This window comes from Vibrio paracholerae, assembly GCF_037672085.1.
GTDB classification, from domain to species: Bacteria; Pseudomonadota; Gammaproteobacteria; order Enterobacterales; family Vibrionaceae; genus Vibrio; species Vibrio cholerae.
Genome location: NZ_JBBHLM010000001.1, coordinates 659,043 through 681,000, shown reverse-complemented (window position 1 = coordinate 681,000; position 21,958 = coordinate 659,043). Strand labels below are relative to the sequence as shown.

The 21,958-nt window shown below is 47.7% G+C and carries 15 protein-coding genes and 2 pseudogenes; 9 read left to right on the top strand and 8 right to left on the bottom strand.

Going from position 1 to position 21,958, the window contains the following annotated elements:
* Positions 1–111: 111 nt before the first annotated feature.
* Positions 112–423 (top strand): ATP-binding protein, encoded by a 312-nt coding sequence (locus tag R4537_RS03495; RefSeq protein ID WP_080483399.1) that lies wholly within the window; start codon positions 112–114, stop codon positions 421–423.
* A gap of 9 nt (positions 424–432) precedes the next feature.
* Here R4537_RS03495 and yccS read toward each other — a convergent pair whose 3' ends face one another.
* Positions 433–2,598 carry a YccS family putative transporter gene (gene yccS / locus R4537_RS03490; protein WP_001124250.1) on the bottom strand — a complete coding sequence of 722 codons (2,166 nt, stop codon included), beginning with the start codon at positions 2,596–2,598 and terminating at the stop codon, positions 433–435.
* 199 nt (positions 2,599–2,797) lie between these two features.
* Here yccS and helD point away from each other — a divergent pair, with 199 nt between their 5' ends.
* Entirely contained in the window at positions 2,798–4,861 is a 2,064-nt protein-coding gene (gene helD / locus R4537_RS03485) for a DNA helicase IV (protein WP_071178773.1), read from the top strand.
* A gap of 211 nt (positions 4,862–5,072) precedes the next feature.
* Here the strand turns inward: helD and R4537_RS03480 are convergent, their stop codons facing one another.
* A complete protein-coding gene (locus R4537_RS03480; RefSeq protein ID WP_027694617.1) occupies positions 5,073–5,450 on the bottom strand; it encodes a diacylglycerol kinase in 378 nt (125 codons plus the stop codon).
* Positions 5,451–5,880: 430 nt separating this feature from the next.
* Between R4537_RS03480 and pncA the strand changes: the two genes are divergently transcribed.
* On the top strand, positions 5,881–6,501 hold the full coding sequence (gene pncA / locus R4537_RS03475; RefSeq protein WP_000030362.1) for a bifunctional nicotinamidase/pyrazinamidase: 621 nt from the start codon (positions 5,881–5,883) through the stop codon (positions 6,499–6,501).
* Between the two features lie 82 nt (positions 6,502–6,583).
* Here the strand turns inward: pncA and R4537_RS03470 are convergent, their stop codons facing one another.
* Together R4537_RS03470 and R4537_RS03465 are read right to left on the bottom strand one after the other, a co-directional pair.
* Positions 6,584–7,039, bottom strand: coding sequence for a methylglyoxal synthase (locus R4537_RS03470; RefSeq protein WP_000754102.1), 456 nt, complete (start codon positions 7,037–7,039; stop codon positions 6,584–6,586).
* A gap of 159 nt (positions 7,040–7,198) precedes the next feature.
* A pseudogene (locus tag R4537_RS03465) lies at positions 7,199–7,771 on the bottom strand (pyruvate kinase); the annotation flags it as partial.
* On the opposite strand from R4537_RS03465, the pseudogene R4537_RS03460 reads away from it, so the two are divergent.
* Positions 7,765–8,064 (top strand): annotated as a pseudogene (locus tag R4537_RS03460) (helix-turn-helix domain-containing protein); the annotation flags it as partial. The pseudogenes R4537_RS03465 and R4537_RS03460 overlap by 7 nt on opposite strands.
* Here R4537_RS03460 and R4537_RS03455 read toward each other — a convergent pair.
* On the bottom strand, positions 8,061–8,678 hold the full coding sequence (locus R4537_RS03455) for a lysoplasmalogenase (RefSeq protein WP_071178863.1): 618 nt from the start codon (positions 8,676–8,678) through the stop codon (positions 8,061–8,063). The pseudogene R4537_RS03460 and the gene R4537_RS03455 overlap by 4 nt on opposite strands.
* A gap of 153 nt (positions 8,679–8,831) precedes the next feature.
* Positions 8,832–9,980 (bottom strand): iron-containing alcohol dehydrogenase, encoded by a 1,149-nt coding sequence (locus R4537_RS03450; protein ID WP_071178771.1) that lies wholly within the window; start codon positions 9,978–9,980, stop codon positions 8,832–8,834.
* A gap of 672 nt (positions 9,981–10,652) precedes the next feature.
* Here R4537_RS03450 and R4537_RS03445 point away from each other — a divergent pair.
* Complete coding sequence (locus tag R4537_RS03445; protein WP_071178770.1) at positions 10,653–13,796, top strand: chitinase C-terminal domain-containing protein; 3,144 nt, start codon at positions 10,653–10,655, stop codon at positions 13,794–13,796.
* A gap of 123 nt (positions 13,797–13,919) precedes the next feature.
* Here R4537_RS03445 and glgC read toward each other — a convergent pair whose 3' ends face one another.
* Positions 13,920–15,143 (bottom strand): glucose-1-phosphate adenylyltransferase, encoded by a 1,224-nt coding sequence (gene glgC, locus R4537_RS03440; RefSeq protein ID WP_071178769.1) that lies wholly within the window; start codon positions 15,141–15,143, stop codon positions 13,920–13,922.
* Between the two features lie 302 nt (positions 15,144–15,445).
* Entirely contained in the window at positions 15,446–17,329 is a 1,884-nt protein-coding gene (locus R4537_RS03435; protein WP_069648653.1) for a sensor domain-containing diguanylate cyclase, read from the bottom strand.
* Between the two features lie 417 nt (positions 17,330–17,746).
* Here R4537_RS03435 and R4537_RS03430 point away from each other — a divergent pair, with 417 nt between their 5' ends.
* The 4 genes from R4537_RS03430 to secF all read left to right on the top strand — a co-directional run bounded on the left by R4537_RS03430 (position 17,747) and on the right by secF (position 21,752).
* Complete coding sequence (locus tag R4537_RS03430) at positions 17,747–18,403, top strand: SH3 domain-containing protein (protein WP_175463849.1); 657 nt, start codon at positions 17,747–17,749, stop codon at positions 18,401–18,403.
* Between the two features lie 76 nt (positions 18,404–18,479).
* Complete coding sequence (locus R4537_RS03425; RefSeq protein ID WP_069648652.1) at positions 18,480–18,935, top strand: hypothetical protein; 456 nt, start codon at positions 18,480–18,482, stop codon at positions 18,933–18,935.
* A gap of 71 nt (positions 18,936–19,006) precedes the next feature.
* The gene (gene secD, locus R4537_RS03420; RefSeq protein ID WP_071178767.1) at positions 19,007–20,845 is read left to right on the top strand and encodes a protein translocase subunit SecD; all 1,839 of its coding nucleotides are present in this window, start codon (positions 19,007–19,009) and stop codon (positions 20,843–20,845) included.
* A gap of 4 nt (positions 20,846–20,849) precedes the next feature.
* A complete protein-coding gene (gene secF, locus R4537_RS03415) occupies positions 20,850–21,752 on the top strand; it encodes a protein translocase subunit SecF (protein WP_071178766.1) in 903 nt (300 codons plus the stop codon).
* The last annotated feature ends 206 nt before the right edge of the window (positions 21,753–21,958 follow it).

Here is a 21,958-nt window from a genome sequence, read left to right as displayed (position 1 = left end):
CTGCCTTGGCTACAACAGGTATCTGTGCAGCATTAACTCGTTTGGTAACAAGCAAATACGCCTTTTGGGTGAGGCGGTCTTGCGACTTTTCCTTATCTCTACAACTCTTGAATGAAAACAAGCGCAATTGAGGCAATCCAGATGCAAGGCATTATCTATACCGTTCTCTCCGATATGGTGATTGAAAATTTTGGTGTGCTGTTTTGGGACCAGATGCTAGAAGATTTGAAACCCAGCTCAGAAGGGGTGTACACCTCCGGTCAGCAATACAACGACTATGTCACCACCAAACCTGTCGGGGTTGGAACTGGGCTTGGGTTATCCATCGCGTTTGGAATTGTGGAAAAACATCAAGGTAAGATCTCGGTGACCTCAGAAGTGGGGCAGGGAACACGGTTTACCTTATTGTTCCCTGCGTTCTGAATGGCGCGTTCAGTCGGATTGAGAATCGACCTTGACCGCAAACTTGCTGGCGAGCGTGTGCAGCTCAGGCAGCATGCGATAAATCAAGTGCAGCTGTTGCAGTACCATGCGCGCCGAGCCTTCATCATCTTCACGCCACTCAGCAAGACGTTTCTCTAGTCCTGAGCTATCAATACCGCTGGTATCACACTCTTCACAGTGGTTGGACAACTGTTGATGCAGCAAATCGAGATGTTGATGGATCACGCGATGTGAATCGAGCACCAACTGATGCACGGTTTCATCATCCAGTCGGGTTCGATGCGCTCCAAGCGCCGAGATATAACTGAGCAGCGCGTGGTTAAGGGTCAGGAAACGAAAACTCTCATCAGCAGCCGCACGATAACGCCCCGGCTCCGCCAGCATATTGGTGACCGCGGCAGAAAGCGCGGCATCTTGGTTGTGGGCATGACGCCGCGCAATCCGGTAACTCAAGCTGTCTTTTTTACCAATCCGATATTGACCAATGATCTGCGCCAAGTACTGCTTATTGGCGTCAATCGCTTCCGCCATCACTTTATGCAGCCGTTTCGATTGCCAGTCCGGCAGAATGAGCACCACGGCCGCTACCGCCAAGGCGCAGCCAATGAGGGTATCGGCCAATCTTGGTAATACCACCGCATAGCCTTCACCTAACTGATTGAAACAAAACAGCACCAATAAGGTGATAAAACCGGTCGCGTAGCCGTAGTTGTTGAGGCGAAACGCAAAAAACATCACACCGGAGAAGACAATAAACACCAATTGACTCTCTTGTGATGGGAAGAAGGTGAGTAGAGGCACGCCAATCAGCAAGCCGGCCAAGGTGCCAATGATTCGCGCGGTGAGTTTTTGCTTGGTTGCGGCGTAGTTTGGCTGGCAAACAAACAGGGTGGTGAGCAAAATCCAGTAACCGCGCTCAATGCCGAACCCTTGGATGATCGCATAGCCCAAGGTGAGCGTGATGGACAAGCGCAGCGCATGGCGAAATAACAGCGAATCTTTATTGAGATTGGCGCGAATACGTTGCCACATGCTGCCTAAGGTGTGCGCTTCGGTGTCATCCAGTACCCCTTCTTCGGGTTTGGCCACGTCCGGGTTACTGACGTTATTGAGCTGTTTTTCTACGGTCGCTAAGTTATTGAATAAATAGCCTAATTGACCCAAAAGACTTTTCCAATCTCGTCTCTCTTGTTGGCGAAGATAGCTGAGTGATAACTGCAGTTCATCCAGCGCGACAATCGAAGCGGAGTCGTGTTGGTAACTGTGTCCAAGACGAATCGATTGAGCGATATCGCGGCACGCTTTCGCTTGCGTCTCCAATAAATATTTAAAGCGGAACAGAATGTCTGAGCGGCCAAAGTGATCGGCCAGATCTTGGTAACGGTAATGGCTGGAGCTCACTCGTTCGTGAATGTCTTGCGCCAGAAAATAGATGTTTAAAAAGCGATCGCTGGCGCTGTCCACATGCCCCCGTTTGGAGCGGGTCAGAAACACCGCTTTGCATTGGTTTAAAGCATTGACTGTCGAGGCGTTAAGATTGGCCTCAATGATCCGGTGTGGCTGCGGGATCATGTTGGAAACAGGATGAAAAAGGGTGGATTTCGCCTCTAAATAATTGGCCAGTTGCAGAAACACGTTGGCGAGGTTTTGTTGTACGGGTTGCATTGGCCAAAAGGCGTACCACAGCATCGACATCAAATAGTACCAAGCGCTGCCACTGAGCAAAAGTAACGGCTGAAACCAGATATTCGTGCTTTGATGGGCACCGAGCATGGTGTACACGGCAACCAGTAGAGAAGCAAACGCGATGCTGGCGTAGCGTGCCCCCATAGCGCCGAGCATGATAAAACCAAAACTTGAGGTGAATAGACCAAGCGCAAACAGCCACGGGGTTTGAAACAGAATCTCAATCGAGAAAGCGGCAATCGCAAAACAGATCAATGTCATTACTATTGATTTTAAACGACCACTAAAGCGGTCATCTCGATCGGCGAGTGCCGCGGCAATCACCCCGAGAATCAAAGGGGTGATCCAAGTGTTGAGCTGATAATACCAAGCGGGGATCACCACACCCAGTAAAGTCAGTAAGATCAAGACACTGTAGTTAACAGTTTTATTTGCCCAATACAGGCGCAATTGGTTAATTTTCGGCACAGCGCAGCACATTCATCAGTGTAGAAAGGGGAAAGTCTAGCAGATTACACCAATAAGATTCTGATCAAGATAAAGAAAATCTCTGTTTGTCGGCTATGCGTTGTAGAGGTTAACCGTTAAGAATATTGACATTATCTTTTCATCGGTAGCGGAGTTTGGGGTATGATTGCCGACAACTTTGTTAGTGGGCTTTTTACCAATGCAGCTGAATGCGAATAAGACTGCACAATTTTTTATTGCCAATGAATATTACCAAGTCCAGCTTGAGAAAGAGTGGTTGGTGTTAACTTCGCTCACTAGCGAAGAACGTATTCCCTTTCATGTCTGGAACGGTGAAGTGCAGATCCGCAGAGGCGTGTTTTGGGGAACGTTGCAGTTTTTTGCTCATCCCGAAGAGGGCGTGCAGCGCAGTTGGCTGGTGCAGGGTCTCCCTTGGCCGGAGTGTCGCCATTTTGCGCACCAATTAGTGGCGCATTATCAAGCGTGGCACAATCGCCAATGTGAGCAATTGAGTCTCTATTTTCCGCGTTGGCAGCAAGAGCTGTCTCGTCTAAAACGTCTGCCATCCTTTTTATCCCACTCTTCCGTTGAAGCTTGGGTCGCGCAAGTGTATGCCGATTTAAAACTGATGGACATGACGCTGCATGAAGCGCAAAAACATCTTCCCACGGTTTTCGATACCTTACTGCCTTGGTTGCTCGATACCTCCGCAACCCTGTATGAACGTAACAAAACCTGGTTAGAGATAGAACGCGCGAACTGGACAGTCTTGTTTTCCCAGTGTGAATCTTCGCCGCTCAACGTCTCGCAGCAATACGCTGTGCTGCTGAATGACGATCACAACTTAGTGCTGGCGGGCGCAGGTTCAGGTAAAACCAGCGTACTGACTGCGCGCGTTTCCTATTTATTGCAAAGCCATTTGGCGAAACCAGAGCAAATTTTGTTGGTCGCTTTTGCACGCGATGCGGCACAAGAGATGGCCGAGCGCTTAAAAAATAAAATTGGTTTGGAGGCCGAGCGCTTGCACATCAATACCTTCCATCAGTTGGGTCTGCGAATTATCAACCGAGCGGAAGGTAAAACGGTGATCATGTCGCCACTCGCGAATGACAGTAAACTCAAGCAGGCTTGGTGTATTGATTGGTTAAAGCGCCACTGGATGACCCCGACTAATTTTAAACGTTGGCAAAAACATCTCGCCAAATGGCCGATTGCGTATCTGGCGGGTGATGATGAGCTGGGTAGCCACGTAGAAAACCCGAAATTGATCGCATGGCTCGAGAAGCAGCTCGATCAATTGGCACAAATGGGATTGAGTAAAAAAGAGCTGCAAGAGCGGCTGGTGGATCACGATGATTATCCACGCTTAAACAGCGAGCTTTCCTTATGCTGGCCGTGCTATCAAGCGTGGCAGCAGATGCTTAAAGATCAAAACCAGATTGATTTCAACATCATGATCACCAGAGCGACCGAGTATGTCGAAAAAGGCAAATTCCGCTCGCCGTGGAAATTTATTATGGTCGATGAGTATCAAGACATCTCGCCGCAGCGATTACGCTTGCTACAAGCGCTGTGTGAGCAAAACCAAGGCCAGTGTAACCTGTTTGCGGTCGGTGATGATTGGCAATCCATCTACCAATTTGCGGGTTCGGATGTCGATTTGACTACCGGTTTTGCGTCACGTTTTGCGCATTCGACAGTACACCATCTCGATACTACTTATCGTTTTAATGATCAGATTGGTGCGGTCGCTAACCGCTTTATTCAGCAAAATCCGCATCAGTTACCCAAAACGCTCAATAGCTTTAAAACCCAGAAGCAAAAAGCGGTCATGCTGGCACCGAACCATTCGGTTGAAAAAATATTGGATGAAATCAATCGCTCCACCAATAAGCTGAAAACCGTGCTGCTGCTTGGTCGTAATCACTACCATAAACCTGAGTTACTGAAAGATTGGCAGAATCGTTATCTCTCACTCAAGCTCGATTTTATGACTTGCCATGCCAGCAAAGGCAAAGAGGCGGATTATGTGATTATTTTGGCGGTCGATGATGGCCAATTCCCTGCTCGGGTGAAAGCCTTACATTTGGATGATGCTTTGAGCCAAAGTAAGGATGATTTCCCGTATGCGGAGGAGCGGCGCTTATTCTATGTCGCGTTGACTCGTGCCAAAGAGAAAGTGTGGGTGACTTATAACGGCAACGGCTCCAGCTTTGTTCAAGAACTGTTGAATGATGACTATCCTGTCGTGAAGCAGAAGTAAATTTTAACCAACAAGGTTATTTCCTTACGACGTGAAGCGACGGCCTTGTTGGTTAGAGCGTTTATTGAGAAAGAGGTCTGGCGAAAGCGTATCGTCGGACCTGTGCCGTTCAATCTGTTCAATTTGCCAAATGCGATTCCTTTCCCACTTGAAGCAGCTTTCCCACTTGAAGCAGCAGGGGGCTATGTTCGTTCCCCACCATCCTGCAACGCTAAGTCGTTTGGGTATAGGTATTGAATAAGATGATCCCCCATGTAAACGCGGCAAAACAGAGGGCAACAAACACGGCTGCGGAGCCAATATCCTTGGCACGACCGCTCAATTCGTGACGTTCAGCACCAATGCGATCGACCACAGCTTCAATCGCTGAGTTGAGTAATTCAGCAATCAAGATCAACACTAAACTGCCCACCATTAACACTTGTTCAATCGTGCTTACAGGCAGAAAAAAACTCAACGCGATCAAAGGGAGTGCTAAGGTAACTTCCTGACGAAACGCGGCTTCATTTTTCCATGCTGCGGCAAAGCCTTTCATCGAATATCCAGTGGCGTAAATAATGCGACTGAAGCCAGTACGAGAGTGTTTCATGCAAAGAACTCAGTTAGTCAGTGGAAATAAGCGCGTGATTATATACTCTTAACGGAAACATCGGCAGTGTTAATCGGCGTTAAGATATACCCTTCCTACCTGAAGCTGCAGCGGTGTTGGCTACGCTCGTTCACCCCAATCACATAGTTTGCCTATGCTCATGGGGATTCACTTACTTGCCGCCTACCTGCAACTCCAAGTAGTTTGGGTATAGCGATGAAATCGGTAATCTGTGCCCAAGCTCAAGTCGCAGCGCCAAGTCATTTGGGTATGGAGAAATGGGAAGATTTCCTTTTCACACTGCAATGAGTTTTGTAAAGTGGCGGCCTATACCCTTCCTACTTGAAGCTGCAACGCCAAGTAGTTTGGGTAAAAACCAATAAGGTCCATTAAATACACATACCCCACTCCCGATAAAGGAAACGAGGCGATGAGCAAAGCACTTCTGTTAGTTGATGTCCAAAATGATTTTTCACCCAGTGGTGCGCTGCCAGTGCCGGATGGCGATGCGGTCGTCCCTGTGATTAATCAATTGCTTCCGCTCTTTGAACATGTGATTGCCACCAAAGATTGGCACCCAGCCAAACACGCGAGTTTTGCGTCCGTGCAGGGGAAAACTCCAGGCGAAGTGATTGACCTTAACGGCATTCCACAAGTGATGTGGCCTGATCACTGCGTGCAAAACACCCATGGCGCAGAATTTATAGCAGGATTAGATGTGCAGCGGATTACGCATATTGTCACTAAAGGTACTCATCCTGATGTGGACAGCTACAGTGGTTTTTTTGATAACCAACGTTTCCATGCTACCGGATTGGCCGAATACTTGAGTAATCAGGGAATTTCAGAGGTTTACATTGCAGGTTTGGCGACCGACTACTGTGTGAAATATACCGCGCTGGATGCGGTTTCCCTCTACTTTAAAACTTGGGTCATTCAGGATGCGTGTCGAGGTGTGGAGCTGAATGCGGGCGATTGCGCGACAGCGTGGCACGCGATGCAAACGGCGGGGTGTCAGTTGATCACTTCTCAGCAGTTGCTTGCCGGTTAATGATCTACCTCAGGCTCTATAACCATGGCTATCTCAAGACATAGCCATGGTTGCGATTAGACCAAGTGCTAGGTGCCAAGTGTTAGGTGCGTTCAGCGAGATAAGCTTGGTAATCCGGAATTTCAATTTGCACTTCCTGCTCCATCAAAGAAGATGAAAACAAGAACTTAGCACTGGCGCGGTTGGTGGCGACGGGAATATTCCACACACTGGCGATACGCAGCAGCGCTTTCACATCGGGGTCATGCGGAACGGCATTGAGTGGATCCCAAAAGAAAATCAGCACATCAATTTTGCCTTCAGAAATTAACGCGCCCAGTTGTTGATCACCGCCCATTGGGCCGCTGATCATACTTTTTATTGCCAGTCCCGTTTCTTTACTGAGCATATGGCCCGTAGTGCCAGTGGCATACAGGAAATGGCGTTGCAGTTTTTCCTTGTTCTCTGTTACCCAGCGCAGCAGTTCACCTTTGCAGTTATCGTGAGCCACAAGAGCAACGTGTTTGTGCGCTGCCATAGTGCGGGTGGTTTTTTTCATGGGTTCATTTCCTAATGATTTTGGATTAGAGGTTTGATAACCAAATTTTCGAGTTTATTCAACCGCTTTTATTTGAAATACGGGTTTGTATTCGGATAGAGATAACGAATCCGTAATCCGAGTCTCGAATGTTACCCTTCCTACTTGATGCTCATTGGGTTAGGCGAACAGGGCTTCCTGCTGCGCCAAATTCAGTAGTCGGCACACGTTGATGTGACCAACCCCTTCGACCGATTCCAGTTGAGTGACCAAAATCGAGGCGATTTTTTTCTCTTGTGCGGGTTTACGCAGTAAATGAATCAGTTGAGTCGCAATATCACCTTGCTTATCTAAATGTGGGAAGTAGGTCGGTGTGACACCACGCAAAATAGCAAGCTTACGCAGTAGCGCAGGTTTATCAGACACCGCCCAAATGGTGGCTTGGCTTTGACAGCGTGACATCAACAGTGGCGTTTCACCTTGCTCGGTCACAATCGCTACACCGAGATCTTTATTCACTTTGGATGCTGAAATCATCGAAGAGAGAGCAAAGCTTTTACCCGCATCGCTGCAAAGGTGCTGTAGCGCATCCCAACAATTTTGCGCGCAGTGAGTTTCGTGCTCAACCCCTTGGGCGATACGCACCATGGCTTGTACTGCTTCAACGGGGTAGCGTCCCGCAGCCGATTCCGCAGAAAGCATGATCGCGTCAGTACCATCAATCACCGCATTCGCGACATCCAAGACTTCTGCGCACCCACCAATGGCCGGGGAATGTGCGCGAGCTGCGTAATGTGGCGGAGTTGTATGCGATTGGCATTGTAAAACTGGCGGGCAAAGAGCGTCTCTACAATCAAGAAGAGATGCTGTCGCCATTGGATGAGCTGGTGGACGATTACGAAAAGCAAGTGATTGAAGATGCGCTTTTTCTGTTTTCTGGTCGCGTAGCCGATGCTGCGAACTACCTACAAGTGCCGCGTAAAAAGCTCTATCTGAGAATGAAAAAGCATGGCTTAGAGAAAGATGCGTTTAAAGCCCGTGGTTAGGGGATGACGGATAAGGTCAGTAAAACCTGCGCGCTGTAGTAGGTGAACATGACTACATGTCGTGAGAATTGCGATGAAGAGCGAAATCGGTCAATCGCTAACACCAGATCGGAAAGTATAAACATGGCCGCTCCCATGAGAGCAAGCCGTGAGGCATTGTTGTTATAACCTAGCCAGTACTCGGTGGCGGTGCACGCCATGAATACGATAACGGCAATGTAGCCCGCCACTGGAAAAGTCATTTTGCCAAGGTTGGGCAGTAGCAGTAAAAAAGCGATTACGCCCAGTGCTGACCAAATGGCGAGCGGCCACCAAGTAAAGGTGGTGATGGTGGTGCTAAAACCGAGCGTATAAGCTATATGGGCCAGCAGAAAAGCCAGCAAACCAGAGACAAATTTATCCTTTGGATGCATTAGTAATATGTCGCCAAGCGCTGATAGTATTAGCCCTGCGACGATCCACCACGCAAAATTAGATAATGGGTTAGGGGTTATCACAATCGACAATGCCATTAGCAGGATCGGCGTGGGTTTCGAAAGATAGAACATCCAACGCGGACCGCGATCAATCGTGATTAATTGAACAACACAAAGAGCAATAATCAGCAGCCACATAACTCTATCCGCAATAACATCATCCGCAATAACATCCACAAAACGACCATAAACGAAACTCAAAAAAAGCAGCACGCCATCCGCATTGGATTGGTGTGCTGCAAGAGTGTAACAGGATTTATCGTTTAGCGAATAGCGCTGCTTGGCTCAGATTTAATACAAGGCGTTTTCTAAGATCTTGCGTGACTCTTGTAAGTCAATCGTGCCTTGTTCACCCAGTTTATGCATACCGTGGGCTGTCAGTTGCTGCAGTACCGCATCGACGGCAGCCTCTTTTGCCATGCCGTGTTCACCAAATTGGGTCGCCACATTCAGTTGGTGGTAAAAAGCTTCAATGGCCGCAATGGTTTTTTCCGCTAAATCATCGGATTGCGGTAAACCAAACACATTTTTGCCCATCTGTTCGAGTTTGGCTTTTTTATGCTTCAGTTGATTGCGTAGCAGCCAAGGTTGCACAATCGCTAGCGAACGAGCGTGGTCGACATGCCATAACGCAGTGAGCTCATGACCGATCATATGCGTTGCCCAGTCTTGCGGCACGCCAGTGCCAATTAAGCCATTTAACGCTTGGTTAGCGGTCCACATTAAATTGGCTCGCCATGCGTCATTGTCTCGATTCGCAAACTCTGCGCCCAAGGCTAACAGGTTGCGCAGCAGCACTTCGGCATAGCCTTCTTGCACCATGGCTTGAGTGGGGAGTGTCAAATACTGTTCACACACATGCACCCAAGCATCGACTAAACCATTCACCAACTGGCGTTCAGGCAAGCTTTTCATCACATCAGGGTCAAGCACGGCAAAACGTGGCTGAACGGCGGGAGAGAGAAACGCCAATTTATCTTGAGTTTCCGCTTTGGTGATCACCGCACCAGTATTGGATTCAGAGCCCGTTGCTGGCAGAGTCAAAATCGCACCGATAGGGGTAGCTTGTTGCACCGTGTGTTGCCCGGTCAAAATATCCCAACCATCGCCTTCATAAAATGCTGCGGCGGCCACGTACTTTGAGCCATCGATGACCGAGCCACCGCCGACGGCAAGAATAAAGTCAATGTGTTGGTTTTTCACTATGTGCACCGCTTTATCCAGTGTTTCCTTGGTTGGATTAGGCTCAACACCGGAAAACTCCACCCATTGATGTTCACTTAGTGCCTCAACCACTTGGTCATAAACGCCATTACGTTTAATGGAACCACCACCATACAGCACTAACACTTTGTGATCTTTTGGAATATCCAGACGGATGCTGGCGATCTGCCCTTGTCCAAAGTGGATCATGGTTGGGTTGACGTAACTAAACTGCATCTGCTCACCTCATTAGTATGGTTTTTGGAGTAGCCATGAATCGGAAAAACGAGCAGCCCAAGCTGCCGTTAGCCCACAAGTTTATAGGCTGAATGCTATTACGCATCTGCAAAACACAATAGGTCATTTTGCGAGGAAATTTTGTGTATTGTGCGAGGAAATGGGCATTTCATATACCCTTCCTACTTGAAGTTGCCGCGGTGTTGGCTACGTTCGTTCACCCCAATCACATAGTTTGCCTATGCTCATGGTGAGTCACTCACTTGCTGCCTACCTGCAACTCTAAGTTGTTTGGGTATAACAAGGATTGATAAAAGAGGAAGTTAAACTATTGACATTTTACTCTTTTGTAACAATAAGCATAGTTGTAGGCTTGTATTCCCCATTAGGAAAAATTGTCACACAAAAATTGTTGAACCCCGTATTTTGTTCTGAAAAACGGGGCTTTTTTTTATGGTGAAAAATTTATGAGTAATTCGTTGTTGATGCAAAATAACTCGCTTTGATTTGCATAAATCAGACACTCGTTTGCGAGTCATTATTAAAATTCACACTTTTTTGAGTGCCAAATTATCCCTCTATTCTAAAGTTGTTTTACGCAAGATTTTAAGTGAGCCGATGTCGACGTGGTTTATTTAATGGTTGAAATAATAACTTGAGGGAAGAACAACAATGCGTGTACTCGAAGGAAAAGCAGGGAAGAGTGTTTTTACACTAAGCACTTTAACCGCTTCATGTTTAATGGCTTTTAGCAGCTATGCTGCGGTGGATTGTTCGACGTTGCCTGAATGGCAATCGTCTGCGGTATATATCGGTGGTGCCAAAGTGCAGCACAAGGGCAATGCTTACCAAGCCAACTACTGGACTCAAAACAACGATCCTGAAACCTTTTCTGGTAACTATGCCCAATGGAAACTGTTGGATTCATGCAGCACATCGGGGGGGACTAACCAAGCACCGAGTGTGACGTTAACCGCACCGCTTGCCACTGCGCAGGTGAAAGCTGGAGAGGTCGTGACACTCGCAGCAAACGCCTCTGATGCAGATGGTTCTGTCGCGCGTGTTGAGTTCTCAGTGGATGGCGTATTGGTTGGTCAGGCAACCAAAGCCCCGTACAGCGCGAGCTGGACTGCGACCAAAGGAACGCATGAATTTAGTGCGGTTGCCTTTGATGATAAAGGGGCTGTCAGCACCAAAAATGCAGTCACTCTGACGGTGAGTGACGCTGGTCCAGCGAATCAAGCGCCAACCGTGGCGGTGGCGCTCTCTGCATCAAGTGTGGATGTTGGGACGGTCGTAACGTTGAGCGCAGAAGCGGCGGATGCAGATGGCTCAGTAGAGAAAGTCGATTTCTATGTTGGTGGTGCGCTTGTCGGCACTTCAGCAAAAGCACCTTACACTCTCAATTACACGGCAACCAAAGCAGGTTCACTAGCGGTTTATGCGCGTGCTACCGACAACTTAGGGGCAGCCACAGATTCTGCACTGACCACGATGGTGGTGAATGGCGTCGCACCGGTAGCGAATTGCCGTCCGGATGGTTTGTATCAAACGGAAGGCGTACAAGTGCCATACTGTACCGTTTACGATGCAGATGGCCGTGAGAAAATGGGCGTGGATCATCCACGCCGTGTGATTGGTTACTTTACCAGCTGGCGTTCAGGCGATGATCCGCAAGCCGCTTACTTGGTTAAAGACATTCCTTGGGAGCAACTGACACACATTAACTATGCGTTTGTCAGCATTGGTTCGGATGGCAAAGTGAATGTCGGTGATGTCAACGATCCAAATAACGCGGCCGTTGGTAAAGAGTGGCCAGGGGTAGAAATCGATCCAACGCTAGGTTTTAAAGGTCACTTTGGTGCTCTAGCCACTTACAAACAAAAATACGGTGTAAAAACCCTGATCTCTATCGGCGGATGGGCCGAAACCGGCGGTCACTTTGATGCAAATGGTAACCGTGTGGCTGATGGTGGCTTCTACACCATGACCACCAATGCTGATGGTTCCATCAACCACGCAGCGATTGAAAAATTTGCGGCATCTGCAGTCGATATGATCCGTAAGTACAAATTTGATGGTGTGGATATCGATTACGAATACCCAACCTCCATGGCGGGGGCAGGAAATCCCGATGACAAAGGCTTTATGGAGCCACGTCGTGCTTACCTGTGGGCTTCTTACCAAGAGTTGATGCGTGTTCTGCGTGAAAAACTCGATCAAGCCTCGGCGCAAGATGGCCATCACTACATGCTGACGATTGCCGCGCCATCTTCTGGTTACTTATTACGTGGTATGGAAACCTTCGATGTCACCAAGTACCTCGACTATGTCAATATCATGTCTTACGACTTGCATGGTGCGTGGAACGATCACGTTGGTCACAACGCAGCCCTGTACGACACAGGCAAAGACTCTGAGTTGGCGCAGTGGAACGTTTACGGTACAGCGCAATACGGTGGTATCGGTTACCTGAATACGGACTGGGCATATCACTACTTCCGCGGCTCAATGCCTGCAGGTCGTATCAACATTGGTGTGCCTTACTATACCCGTGGTTGGCAAGCTGTTACCGGTGGTGAGAATGGACTCTGGGGCCGAGCGGCACTGCCGAACCAAAATCTCTGTGCACCGGGTACTGGTGAAGGGGAGAAAAACAACTGTGGTCACGGTGCAACCGGCATCGACAACATGTGGCATGACGTTAACGCTGCAGGTGACGAAATGGGCGCAGGCTCTAACCCAATGTGGCATGCGAAGAACCTAGAAAAAGGCATTTGGGGTTCATACGCAGCGGCTTATAAGCTCGATCCAACCACCACACCGCTGATTGGTACTTATGTACGCAATTATGACAGTGTGGCCGTGGCTCCTTGGTTGTGGAACGCAGAGAAGAAAGTGTTCTTGTCGACCGAAGATAAACAGTCAATTGATGTGAAAGCCGATTACGTTATCGACAAAGAGATTGGCGGTATCATGTTCTGGGAGTTGGCGGGTGACTATAGCTGTTACAACCTTGATGCCAACGGCAAGCGCACCTCAGTGGACCCTTCTGAGCAAGCGTGTGCTACTGGTAAAGGTGAGTACCACATGGGTAATACCATGACCAAAGCCATCTACGACAAGTTCAAAGTCGCCACGCCTTATGGTAACAAGGTGGCAACGGGCGCAATCCCTGCTGAAGCGGTGAATATTGCGGTGAAAGTCGGTGGCTTCAAAGTCGGTGACCAAAACTACCCAATCAATCCGAAGATTACCTTCACCAACAATACAGGGGTTGATATCCCGGGAGGAACGGAGTTCCAATTCGATATTCCGGTTTCAGCGCCAGATAACGCGAAGGATCAATCGGGCGGTGGTTTGAAAGTGATTGCGTCGGGTCATACTCGTGCCAATAACATTGGCGGGTTAGACGGTACGATGCATCGCGTGGCGTTCTCTCTACCCGCTTGGAAATCACTTCCTGCAGGGGCAACCTATGAATTGGATATGGTTTACTACCTGCCGATTTCAGGTCCAGCGAACTACACAGTGAAAATCAACAATGTGGAGTACGCATTTAGCTTTGAGCAACCGGATCTCCCTGTCGCCGATTTGACTGCAGGTGGCAATACCGGCGGTAACACTGGTGGTGGTACGGGTGGTAGCTCAACGGGTGATGTCATCCAGTGGGTTCCCGGTTCGACCCAAGTCCAAAATGGCACAACGGTGACTTACAACGGTAAATGCTTTGTAGCTCAAAATAGCCCCGGCGTATGGGAATCACCGACACAATCTAACTGGTTCTGGAAAGAAGTGACTTGCCCTCAGGCGTAACTGTTCGAATCAGGTCATCAAGAACCCCCGCATTGCGGGGGTTCTTCTTATTCAGTCACTCAAAGAGTGTATGGTTTGCGATAGATGAGCCATGAACGGTCTAATATCTACTTTCCGGGAAAGCTACTCGGTCGAAAACTGATAACTTTCTGGTACGACAACAACGCCTCGCTCTGAGATATGAAAGCGTTTTCTATCCTCGATAGGATTAAGGCCAATTTCGGTATAGGGCGGAATTTTTACGTGTTTATCGATAATGCAATGAATGAGCTTACACCCTTCGCCCACTTCAACATCATCAAACAAAATACTGTCGACGATCAGCGCAGAATCATTGATGCGAACATTGGAAGAGATGATCGAATGTTGCACCGAGCCGCCCGAGTTGATGACGCCGTTAGCAATGATTGAATTGATAAAAATCCCTTCGTTACCCGTGGCCGATGAAACGGTTCTTGCTGGCGGGTACTGCTGCTCATAAGTGCGGATTGCCCAGTTTTTTTGATACAAATTCATGGGCGGAACGGGCTGCAACAAATCCATATTGGCATCATAAAAAGAGTCTATGGTTCCGACATCTCGCCAATAGCAATCGAGAGCGACGCGGCCTTTACCAGAGCAGAACGAGTAGGCAAAGACACTGCCTGTCGCGATCAATTTAGGAATGACGTCTTTCCCAAAGTCGTGGCTAGATTGCTCAATTTCAGCATCTTCGGTTAATGCTTTTTTCAGTACATCCATATTGAAAATATAAATCCCCATCGAGGCTAAACTGTGATCGGGTCTGTTGGGGATACAAGGGGGATCCGCGGGCTTTTCAACAAAGCAGGTAATACGAGAGTCGTCATCAATGGCCATCACGCCAAACGCAGAGGCTTCATGTCGAGGCACTTGCATACAGGCAATGGTTAAAGTGGCATTTTTGCTGATGTGTTCTTCGAGCATGGCAGCATAATCCATGCGATAGATGTGATCACCAGAAAGCACCATGACATATTTGGCATCACTACGCGCAAGTAGCCACATATTGTGAAACAGCGCATCGGCGGTTCCTTCGTACCATTTTCCTCCCTTACGCATTTGCGGCGGCACCACGGTGATGAATTCACCAAGCTCGGGATTGAATATGGACCAGCCATTACGAAGATGTTTATGCAACGAGTGCGATTTGTATTGAGTTAACACCAAGATGCGGCGTAATCCAGAATGCAGGCAATTGGTTAAGGTGAAATCGATAATCCGATATTTTCCACCAAAAGGTACAGCGGGCTTGGCTCTGTCATCCGTCAGCGGGGAAAGGCGTGAGCCCATTCCTCCTGCGAGAATCACAGCTAAAGTGTCCTGCATAAAGCGTCTCCATGAATCGATCTGTGACTAACTCCTTCCTCCTTGAAGTTGCAGTGGTGTTGGCAATATTCATTCACCCCAGTCACATAGTTTGTCTACGTACACGAGAATTTATTCACTTGCCGCCTACCTGCAACACCAATGAGCTTAGGTGTGTTTGTAGTAAAACCAACCTATCAAGCGTAGTACAAGACGCAAAAGTTAGCGGAGGGCTTAAGAGCCCACTCGATAAGGCTGAGTGAAAATCGCTACAAGCTGTGAGGTAGCTCTTAATAATTTTTGCTGCATACATCGATTTTGCATCACGCAAAGTGATGCATTTCCATGGCGGTGAGTACTGATATTTGGTTGCGTCCCGATGTTTTGGATTCATATAAAGCCAGATCGGCTCTTTTGTAGCTTTGGTCGGGTGATGTGCAAACATCGGTAACACCACCACTTAGGGTCACTTGCTGATGGTGTAATGAAGCGATATGCAGGCGTACGCGGTTAAGTACTTGTTCGGCTTCTTCAATGGAAGTGTAGGGGAAAATAATGGCAAACTCTTCTCCGCCAATCCGTGCGATAAAATCCGATTCCCGTAACTGATCTTGGATGCCTTTCGCAACGGTCCGTAACACTAGGTCCCCTTCGTTGTGTCCGAATTTGTCGTTAATGCGTTTAAAGTGGTCGATATCAATGATAGCAAGGCAGCTCTGGGCTTGATCGGGATAACGGCGACGCTTAGCGCACTCTAAAGAGATGGTTTGATCGAATTTACGTCGATTCCACAAATCGGTTAACGCATCTTTTTCGCTCAGCTCACGCAGGCGATTCTCCAGCGCTTTGCGATGTGAAATATCCACAAAAGAGGCAACGTAGAATTGAATGACATTGTTTTCATCGCGGATGCTTTGAATACGGAGAATTTCGGTGATGCTTTCGCCATCTTTGCGTTTGTTGATCACTTCACCTTCCCATACGCCATTGTCTTGCAGAGCTTTCCACATCTGCATATAGAACTCGACTTTGTGTAATCCAGAAGCAAAAATGGACGGCTGCTTACCTTTGACATCTTCAAAAGTGTAACCACTTAGGCGGGTAAATTCGTTGTTTACTTTGATGATGCGATTCTGGCGGTCAGTAATGACCACCGCTGACATGCCATCCATCGCTGCTCGAGCCAATTTACTGTCGAGGCTATTTTTTAAATGGTTGATGTTCCATGCCGCAAAACCAGCCGCAATGATAGAGAGTAGCGATAACACCGTCACCGCTTGACTCATCAGTGCCCAGCGCGCATTCGCATAGGTCTTATCTATTTCTGCCTTATTGATGCGCAGTACCAATACCAAAGGTTTAAAGTCAGGTAAGACAGAACTGAGATCCACTTTGATATAGCTAAACCAGGTTTGATTGGATAGAGCAAAGCCTTGTTGGTTGAGTTGGATTTTTTGCCAAAGCTCTGGGTGTTGGGCTGAAAAGTGGAGTGAAGATGTTGAACGCGTACCGGATGGCTTGTGTTCACTGAGCAGTAATTCTCCTGCCGAATTCAAAATATCCGGTGAATCAAACTGATCATAAATAAAAGAGAGACGTTGATAGAGAGACTGTAGCTTCACCGTCACGACAAGAAAACCTTGCCGTTGGCCTTGATGCTCAATACCCGTCACAAAACGAAAGGTCGGCAGCATACCAGAAGGCGTATCTGCTGACATCGCGACTTGCGTTGCCCACACTTGAGGCGTCGTGAGTTGGGCGTATTGAGCCACAATTTGCTGACTGAACGGATCTGTCGTTTGAGCAGATTCAACAAAGGTGACTTGGTGCCCATCGTAAATCGCTTTAAGTTGTTCTTTTCCTTGTCTATCCAGCAATCTGAATGAAGAGAAAATCGCTTGTGATCTTAACGTCACATCCCACAATGTTTTGAGTTGACTGAGTGCTTCTTTGCTTGGTGTGGTGACAGCCGTGAATAAAAGGTCATTTTTAGCTAACAGCTGGGTGGCTTGGTGTGTGCTTTCCAGCATTCGTAACAAGTCATGCTGACTGAACTCAAGTTGTAAGCGAGTCTGTTTTTCAACGCTGCTGACCGCTTGAGTCTCAAGCTGGCTAGCAGCATGTATGAAATACAGTGTAGGAATGAAACCAAGTACAAACGCAACAATGGCAAATTGTATGAAATATTTACGGGCTGAGGTGTACATAATTCGATGTATAAGTCGTTGAGTGCATACTATAGAACGAATCAAATGAGATTTCGCTTCCAGAATTTTACTTCGTGCACTCGATCATAGTTTGTGTTTGTTAATAAACGAACCATGCTCAATTTTTCAGCAGAGGATCCGATTAAAAGAGGCAGTCCGATGATGTCTGCCGCATTTACATTGTAAATCTCGCATTCATCTTGGGGGCGATTGGGCGACTCGGTGACGGATGATCTTCCATAACCGCAGCATGAAGTGTGTCTTTACTTCAAAAAATCTTTTTATCAGAAGATTTCTGGTCAAGCTTTGTTCAAATATCCCGCTATATTGATAAGAAAGTAAGATTCGTCGCATTTTCATGTCAATGACGTTGCGCTAGAGAAATTTTACGAGCGGGGGAAAATGAAAAAAATACTCATGCTACTCGTGCTGATACTCGGATTAGGCGGAGCAGGTGCGGGATTTTATCTGTTTTATCTCAAGCCGCAGATGGATGCGGAAGCGGCTAAAGCCAATGAAGTGCCTGAAACTGCGCCTGAGGCTCCTGCAGAGCCAACTCCCGCTATGGAAGCCAAACCTGAGATTATGGATTTTTATGTCGATGCGGTGACATTAAGTATTCGTGATCAACCCGATCCCAATGCTTATCCGGATGTTGATAAGCAACTCTATCGTGGTGACAAGGTTCATTTGCTTGAAAAAAAAGGGGGATGGGGGCGTATTTCGGATTATTACGTGTATGAGGACGGTGGGCCTGAAGTGGCAGAGTGGATCCCCTTAGAAGGATTGACCGTCCAACCGCCTGTGATTACGCCAGAAGAACGCACTAAAACCTTAACTGGCTACATCGAAAGCTCGGATGATTTTCTTTTGCATCAAGAAAAATTCCTGACTACAACCGATACCTTATTAAAAGAGGGAAATTGCTCGCCCAAAGATTTTGAAGAGCTCGGAGGCTGGGTGCGCTCAGTCACTTTCGGAGAGCAGCCGGTGTATTTTATCTACTGCGGAGGTTTGAGCCAGACACATAAGATCTACCTGAACGTGCAAACTGGCCAAATTTTCTATCGCTAGATCACATTTTTTCGCTTGAGCTTCACTGAGCATCGGCCTACACTGCTCACTTATCTAAGAGGCGAGATCTGAAGTCATGTACTTGCGTGTTCTGATCCAGTGTTGGTTTGCTTTACTTGCGGTGGTGCTACCTTCGCAGGTTTTTGCTTATGCGCTGGAAAGTGAAACAAGCTCCGCATGTCCAGAAGCCAGCATTTCGACAAATCCGATCCTTGAATCCGATTGGCTTTTGAGTTCAGCTCCGCAGCCTGCCATACCGAGTTCGCAGTCGCACGTTAGTCATAGTGCTTATGCCATTTTAAATCATTCGCGTCACGCCCCGACACAACGTCTTCTTGTAGGGTGTGGCTCTGATCTGCCGTTGGACGCTGATTTTGATGAGCCACAATTAGGCACTTCTCACAGTCGGCCGCTTTTTGCTACAACGACCGACTACTGCAACCGAAGTTACGACTTTTTCACCTCCTCTCACCGACTTGCTGGTTGGAAAGAGAGTAACGCTATGTATGTAGCCCTCAACAGCCAATTCTAACGTTCCCACATTCATTTTTTAGTGTGACATTGTCACTTGTTGAATCACTCAGTTTAGGCTGAGAGGGAACTATGAAGAAAAAAACACAAAATCAGGCGGCGAAACGCCTGATCAACCACTATTCCGCTTGGAAGTATGTGGTTCTGATAACCACCATCATTATGCTAACCTTAAGTGCTATTCCTACTTGGTATGGCGAACAACCTTCTATTCAGTTGCAATCTAAAGATGCAACGAGTGTATTACGCAACGTTCCTGAGCTGACGCAATTGCTCAATAAGCAAAATATCCAGGCCGATGAAATTACCCAACAAGGGGATAACACCACCTTGGTTTTTGCCAACGAAACGCAGCAATCACAAGCCAGAAATGCACTGGATGCGCTTGTGAAAGAAGGGGATACGATCACGTATTCTTATGTGTCTGTTGCGCCAAAGTGGCTAGGCAATTTGGGTTTTTCACCCATCAAATTAGGCTTGGATTTACGCGGGGGCGTACAGTTTCTGCTGAATGTGGATGTCGATAAGGCCTTCCAAGAACAGCGCGACAGTATGATGGATGCAGTAAAAGATTCGCTGCGTACAGAGCGTTTGCGCGGTGTCTCGGTGCAAGCGATGGGTAATGATGCTTTTGAGGTCAAAACTGAACAGCCGCAAGCCTTGAGCCATGTCCGCAAATACTTGCAAGAAAATTATCGAGGCTGGGAGATTCGTCAAGGCTCAGATCAGTTGCAGGTTCAGCCATCACAACAAAATAAATCCGAGTTTCAAACTGCGACGATCCAACAGAACTTGAAAATCATGCGTGATCGGATTGAAGAACTTGGGATTACAGAAGCTCTGGTTCAACGCCAAGGTGAACATGCGATCCGTATTGAGCTGCCCGGTGTGCAAGACCCCTCACAGGCGAAGAATGTGATTGGTGCGACCGCAAGTTTAGCGTTTTATGAAGCAAAATCTCCAACGGATGCGCGCAGTTACGACGATTTAATCCTAGAAGATGGCAATGGACGTCCTGTGATTCTGGCTAAGCGTCCAGTGCTGAGTGGCGAGCATATCGTCAATGCCCGTGCGGGTGTTGACAACATGGGTATGTCTGAGGTGAACATTTCACTGGATCACGCAGGCGGCAAAATCATGAGTGATTTTTCCGGTAAACACATTGGCAAACCGATGGCGACCGTCTATCGCGAATATAAAACCAATGCGCGTGGCGAAACCGTTCGCAGTGAGAAAGTGATCAGCGTTGCCACCATTCAATCTCAATTGGGGAGCCAATTTCGTATTACGGGCGCAGGTTCAATGGAAGAAGCACAGCAGCTCGCCTTACTGTTGCGTGCAGGCTCGCTGACGGCACCTGTCACCATTGTTGAAGAGCGCACCATCGGTGCTTCTTTGGGTGAAGAAAATATTGCCAACGGTTTTGCTGCTTTGGCGCTCGGTATGGCAATGACGCTGACTTTCATGGCGCTTTGGTATCGCCGTTTGGGTTGGGTGGCAAATGTCGCGTTGTTGGTCAACATGGCGTGTTTATTGGGGCTGATTGCTTTACTACCAGGGGCAGTATTGACCCTACCAGGTATTGCCGGTTTGGTGTTAACCGTAGGTATGGCGGTGGATACTAACGTGCTGATTTTTGAACGTATTCGCGACAAACTCAGTGAAGGGCGTAACTTCGCACAAGCCATTGATACCGGGTTTGACAGTGCTTTCAGCACGATTTTAGACGCCAACATTACCACCATGATCACGGCAGTCATTCTGTATTCTATCGGTAATGGTCCTATCCAAGGCTTTGCTTTGACTTTGGGCTTAGGCCTACTCACCAGTATGTTCAGCGGCGTATTCGCTTCACGAGCATTGATTAATTTGGTTTGGGGACGCGATACGCGTCGTGATGTGAGGGTATAAAGCCATGGTTGACTATTTAAAATCTCGAATCCGTCCGATTCGCTATATTACTGGCATCATTTCGCTTTTATTGATGGTGATCTCGCTGGGGGCTTTTGCAATCAAAGGTCTGAATATGGGCTTGGATTTCACGGGGGGCATGGTCACGGAAGCGATCATTAATCACTCGGTGACCAAGTCTCAGCTGATGGATCAATTACAGCCAGTATTGGGTGAATCGGTTTCTGCCACGCCTTCAGGAGAAGAGGGGCGTTGGGTGATCCGCTATCCATTAGCCGCTGAAGATGCTACGCCTGTAGACATTGCGACAGAGCTGCATCACATCTCAGATCAAGTGCAAATTGTCAGTAACAGCATGGTGGGATCGCAAGTTGGGCAAGATCTGATCGATCAAGGCGGACTCGCTTTGTTGATTTGTCTGCTCTCAATACTGGGTTACTTGAGCTTTCGCTTTGAATGGCGTTTAGCGAGCGGAGCGTTGTTAGCCCTGCTGCACGACGTGATTTTGGTACTGGGTTTCTTTGCTATAACACAAATGGAATTCAACTTGACGGTATTTGCCGCAGTCTTAGCGGTGCTCGGCTATTCATTGAACGACTCGATCATTATTTCGGATCGTATCCGAGAATTACTGTTAGCCAAGCAGCAAACGCCAACCGCAGATATTAATGACCAAGCCATTATTGCGACCTTCTCACGTACTATGGTGACATCCGGTACCACTTTGATGACCATTTCGGCACTTTGGCTGATGGGTGGTGCCCCGTTACAAGGTTTCGCCATCGCCATGTTTATCGGTATAATTTCAGGGACTTGGTCATCGATTTCTATTGGTACCGTGTTACCTGAATGGTTAGGTTTGGAATCGAAGCACTATCTCCCTGTTGAGTTGGATGCAGCACCATAAATTGCTCATATAAAATAGAATGAAGCCAGTTTGTACTGGCTTTATTTGTATTTGAAGATATTAAATCTATTATTTTGTTAAATGTATCTATCCCCTTCCTACTTGAAGCTGCAGCGGTGTTGGCTACGTTCGTTCACCCCAATCACATAGTGTATCTATGCTCATGGGGATTATGAGAGCCATCCTTGGCTCTCACCAAAGGCCAG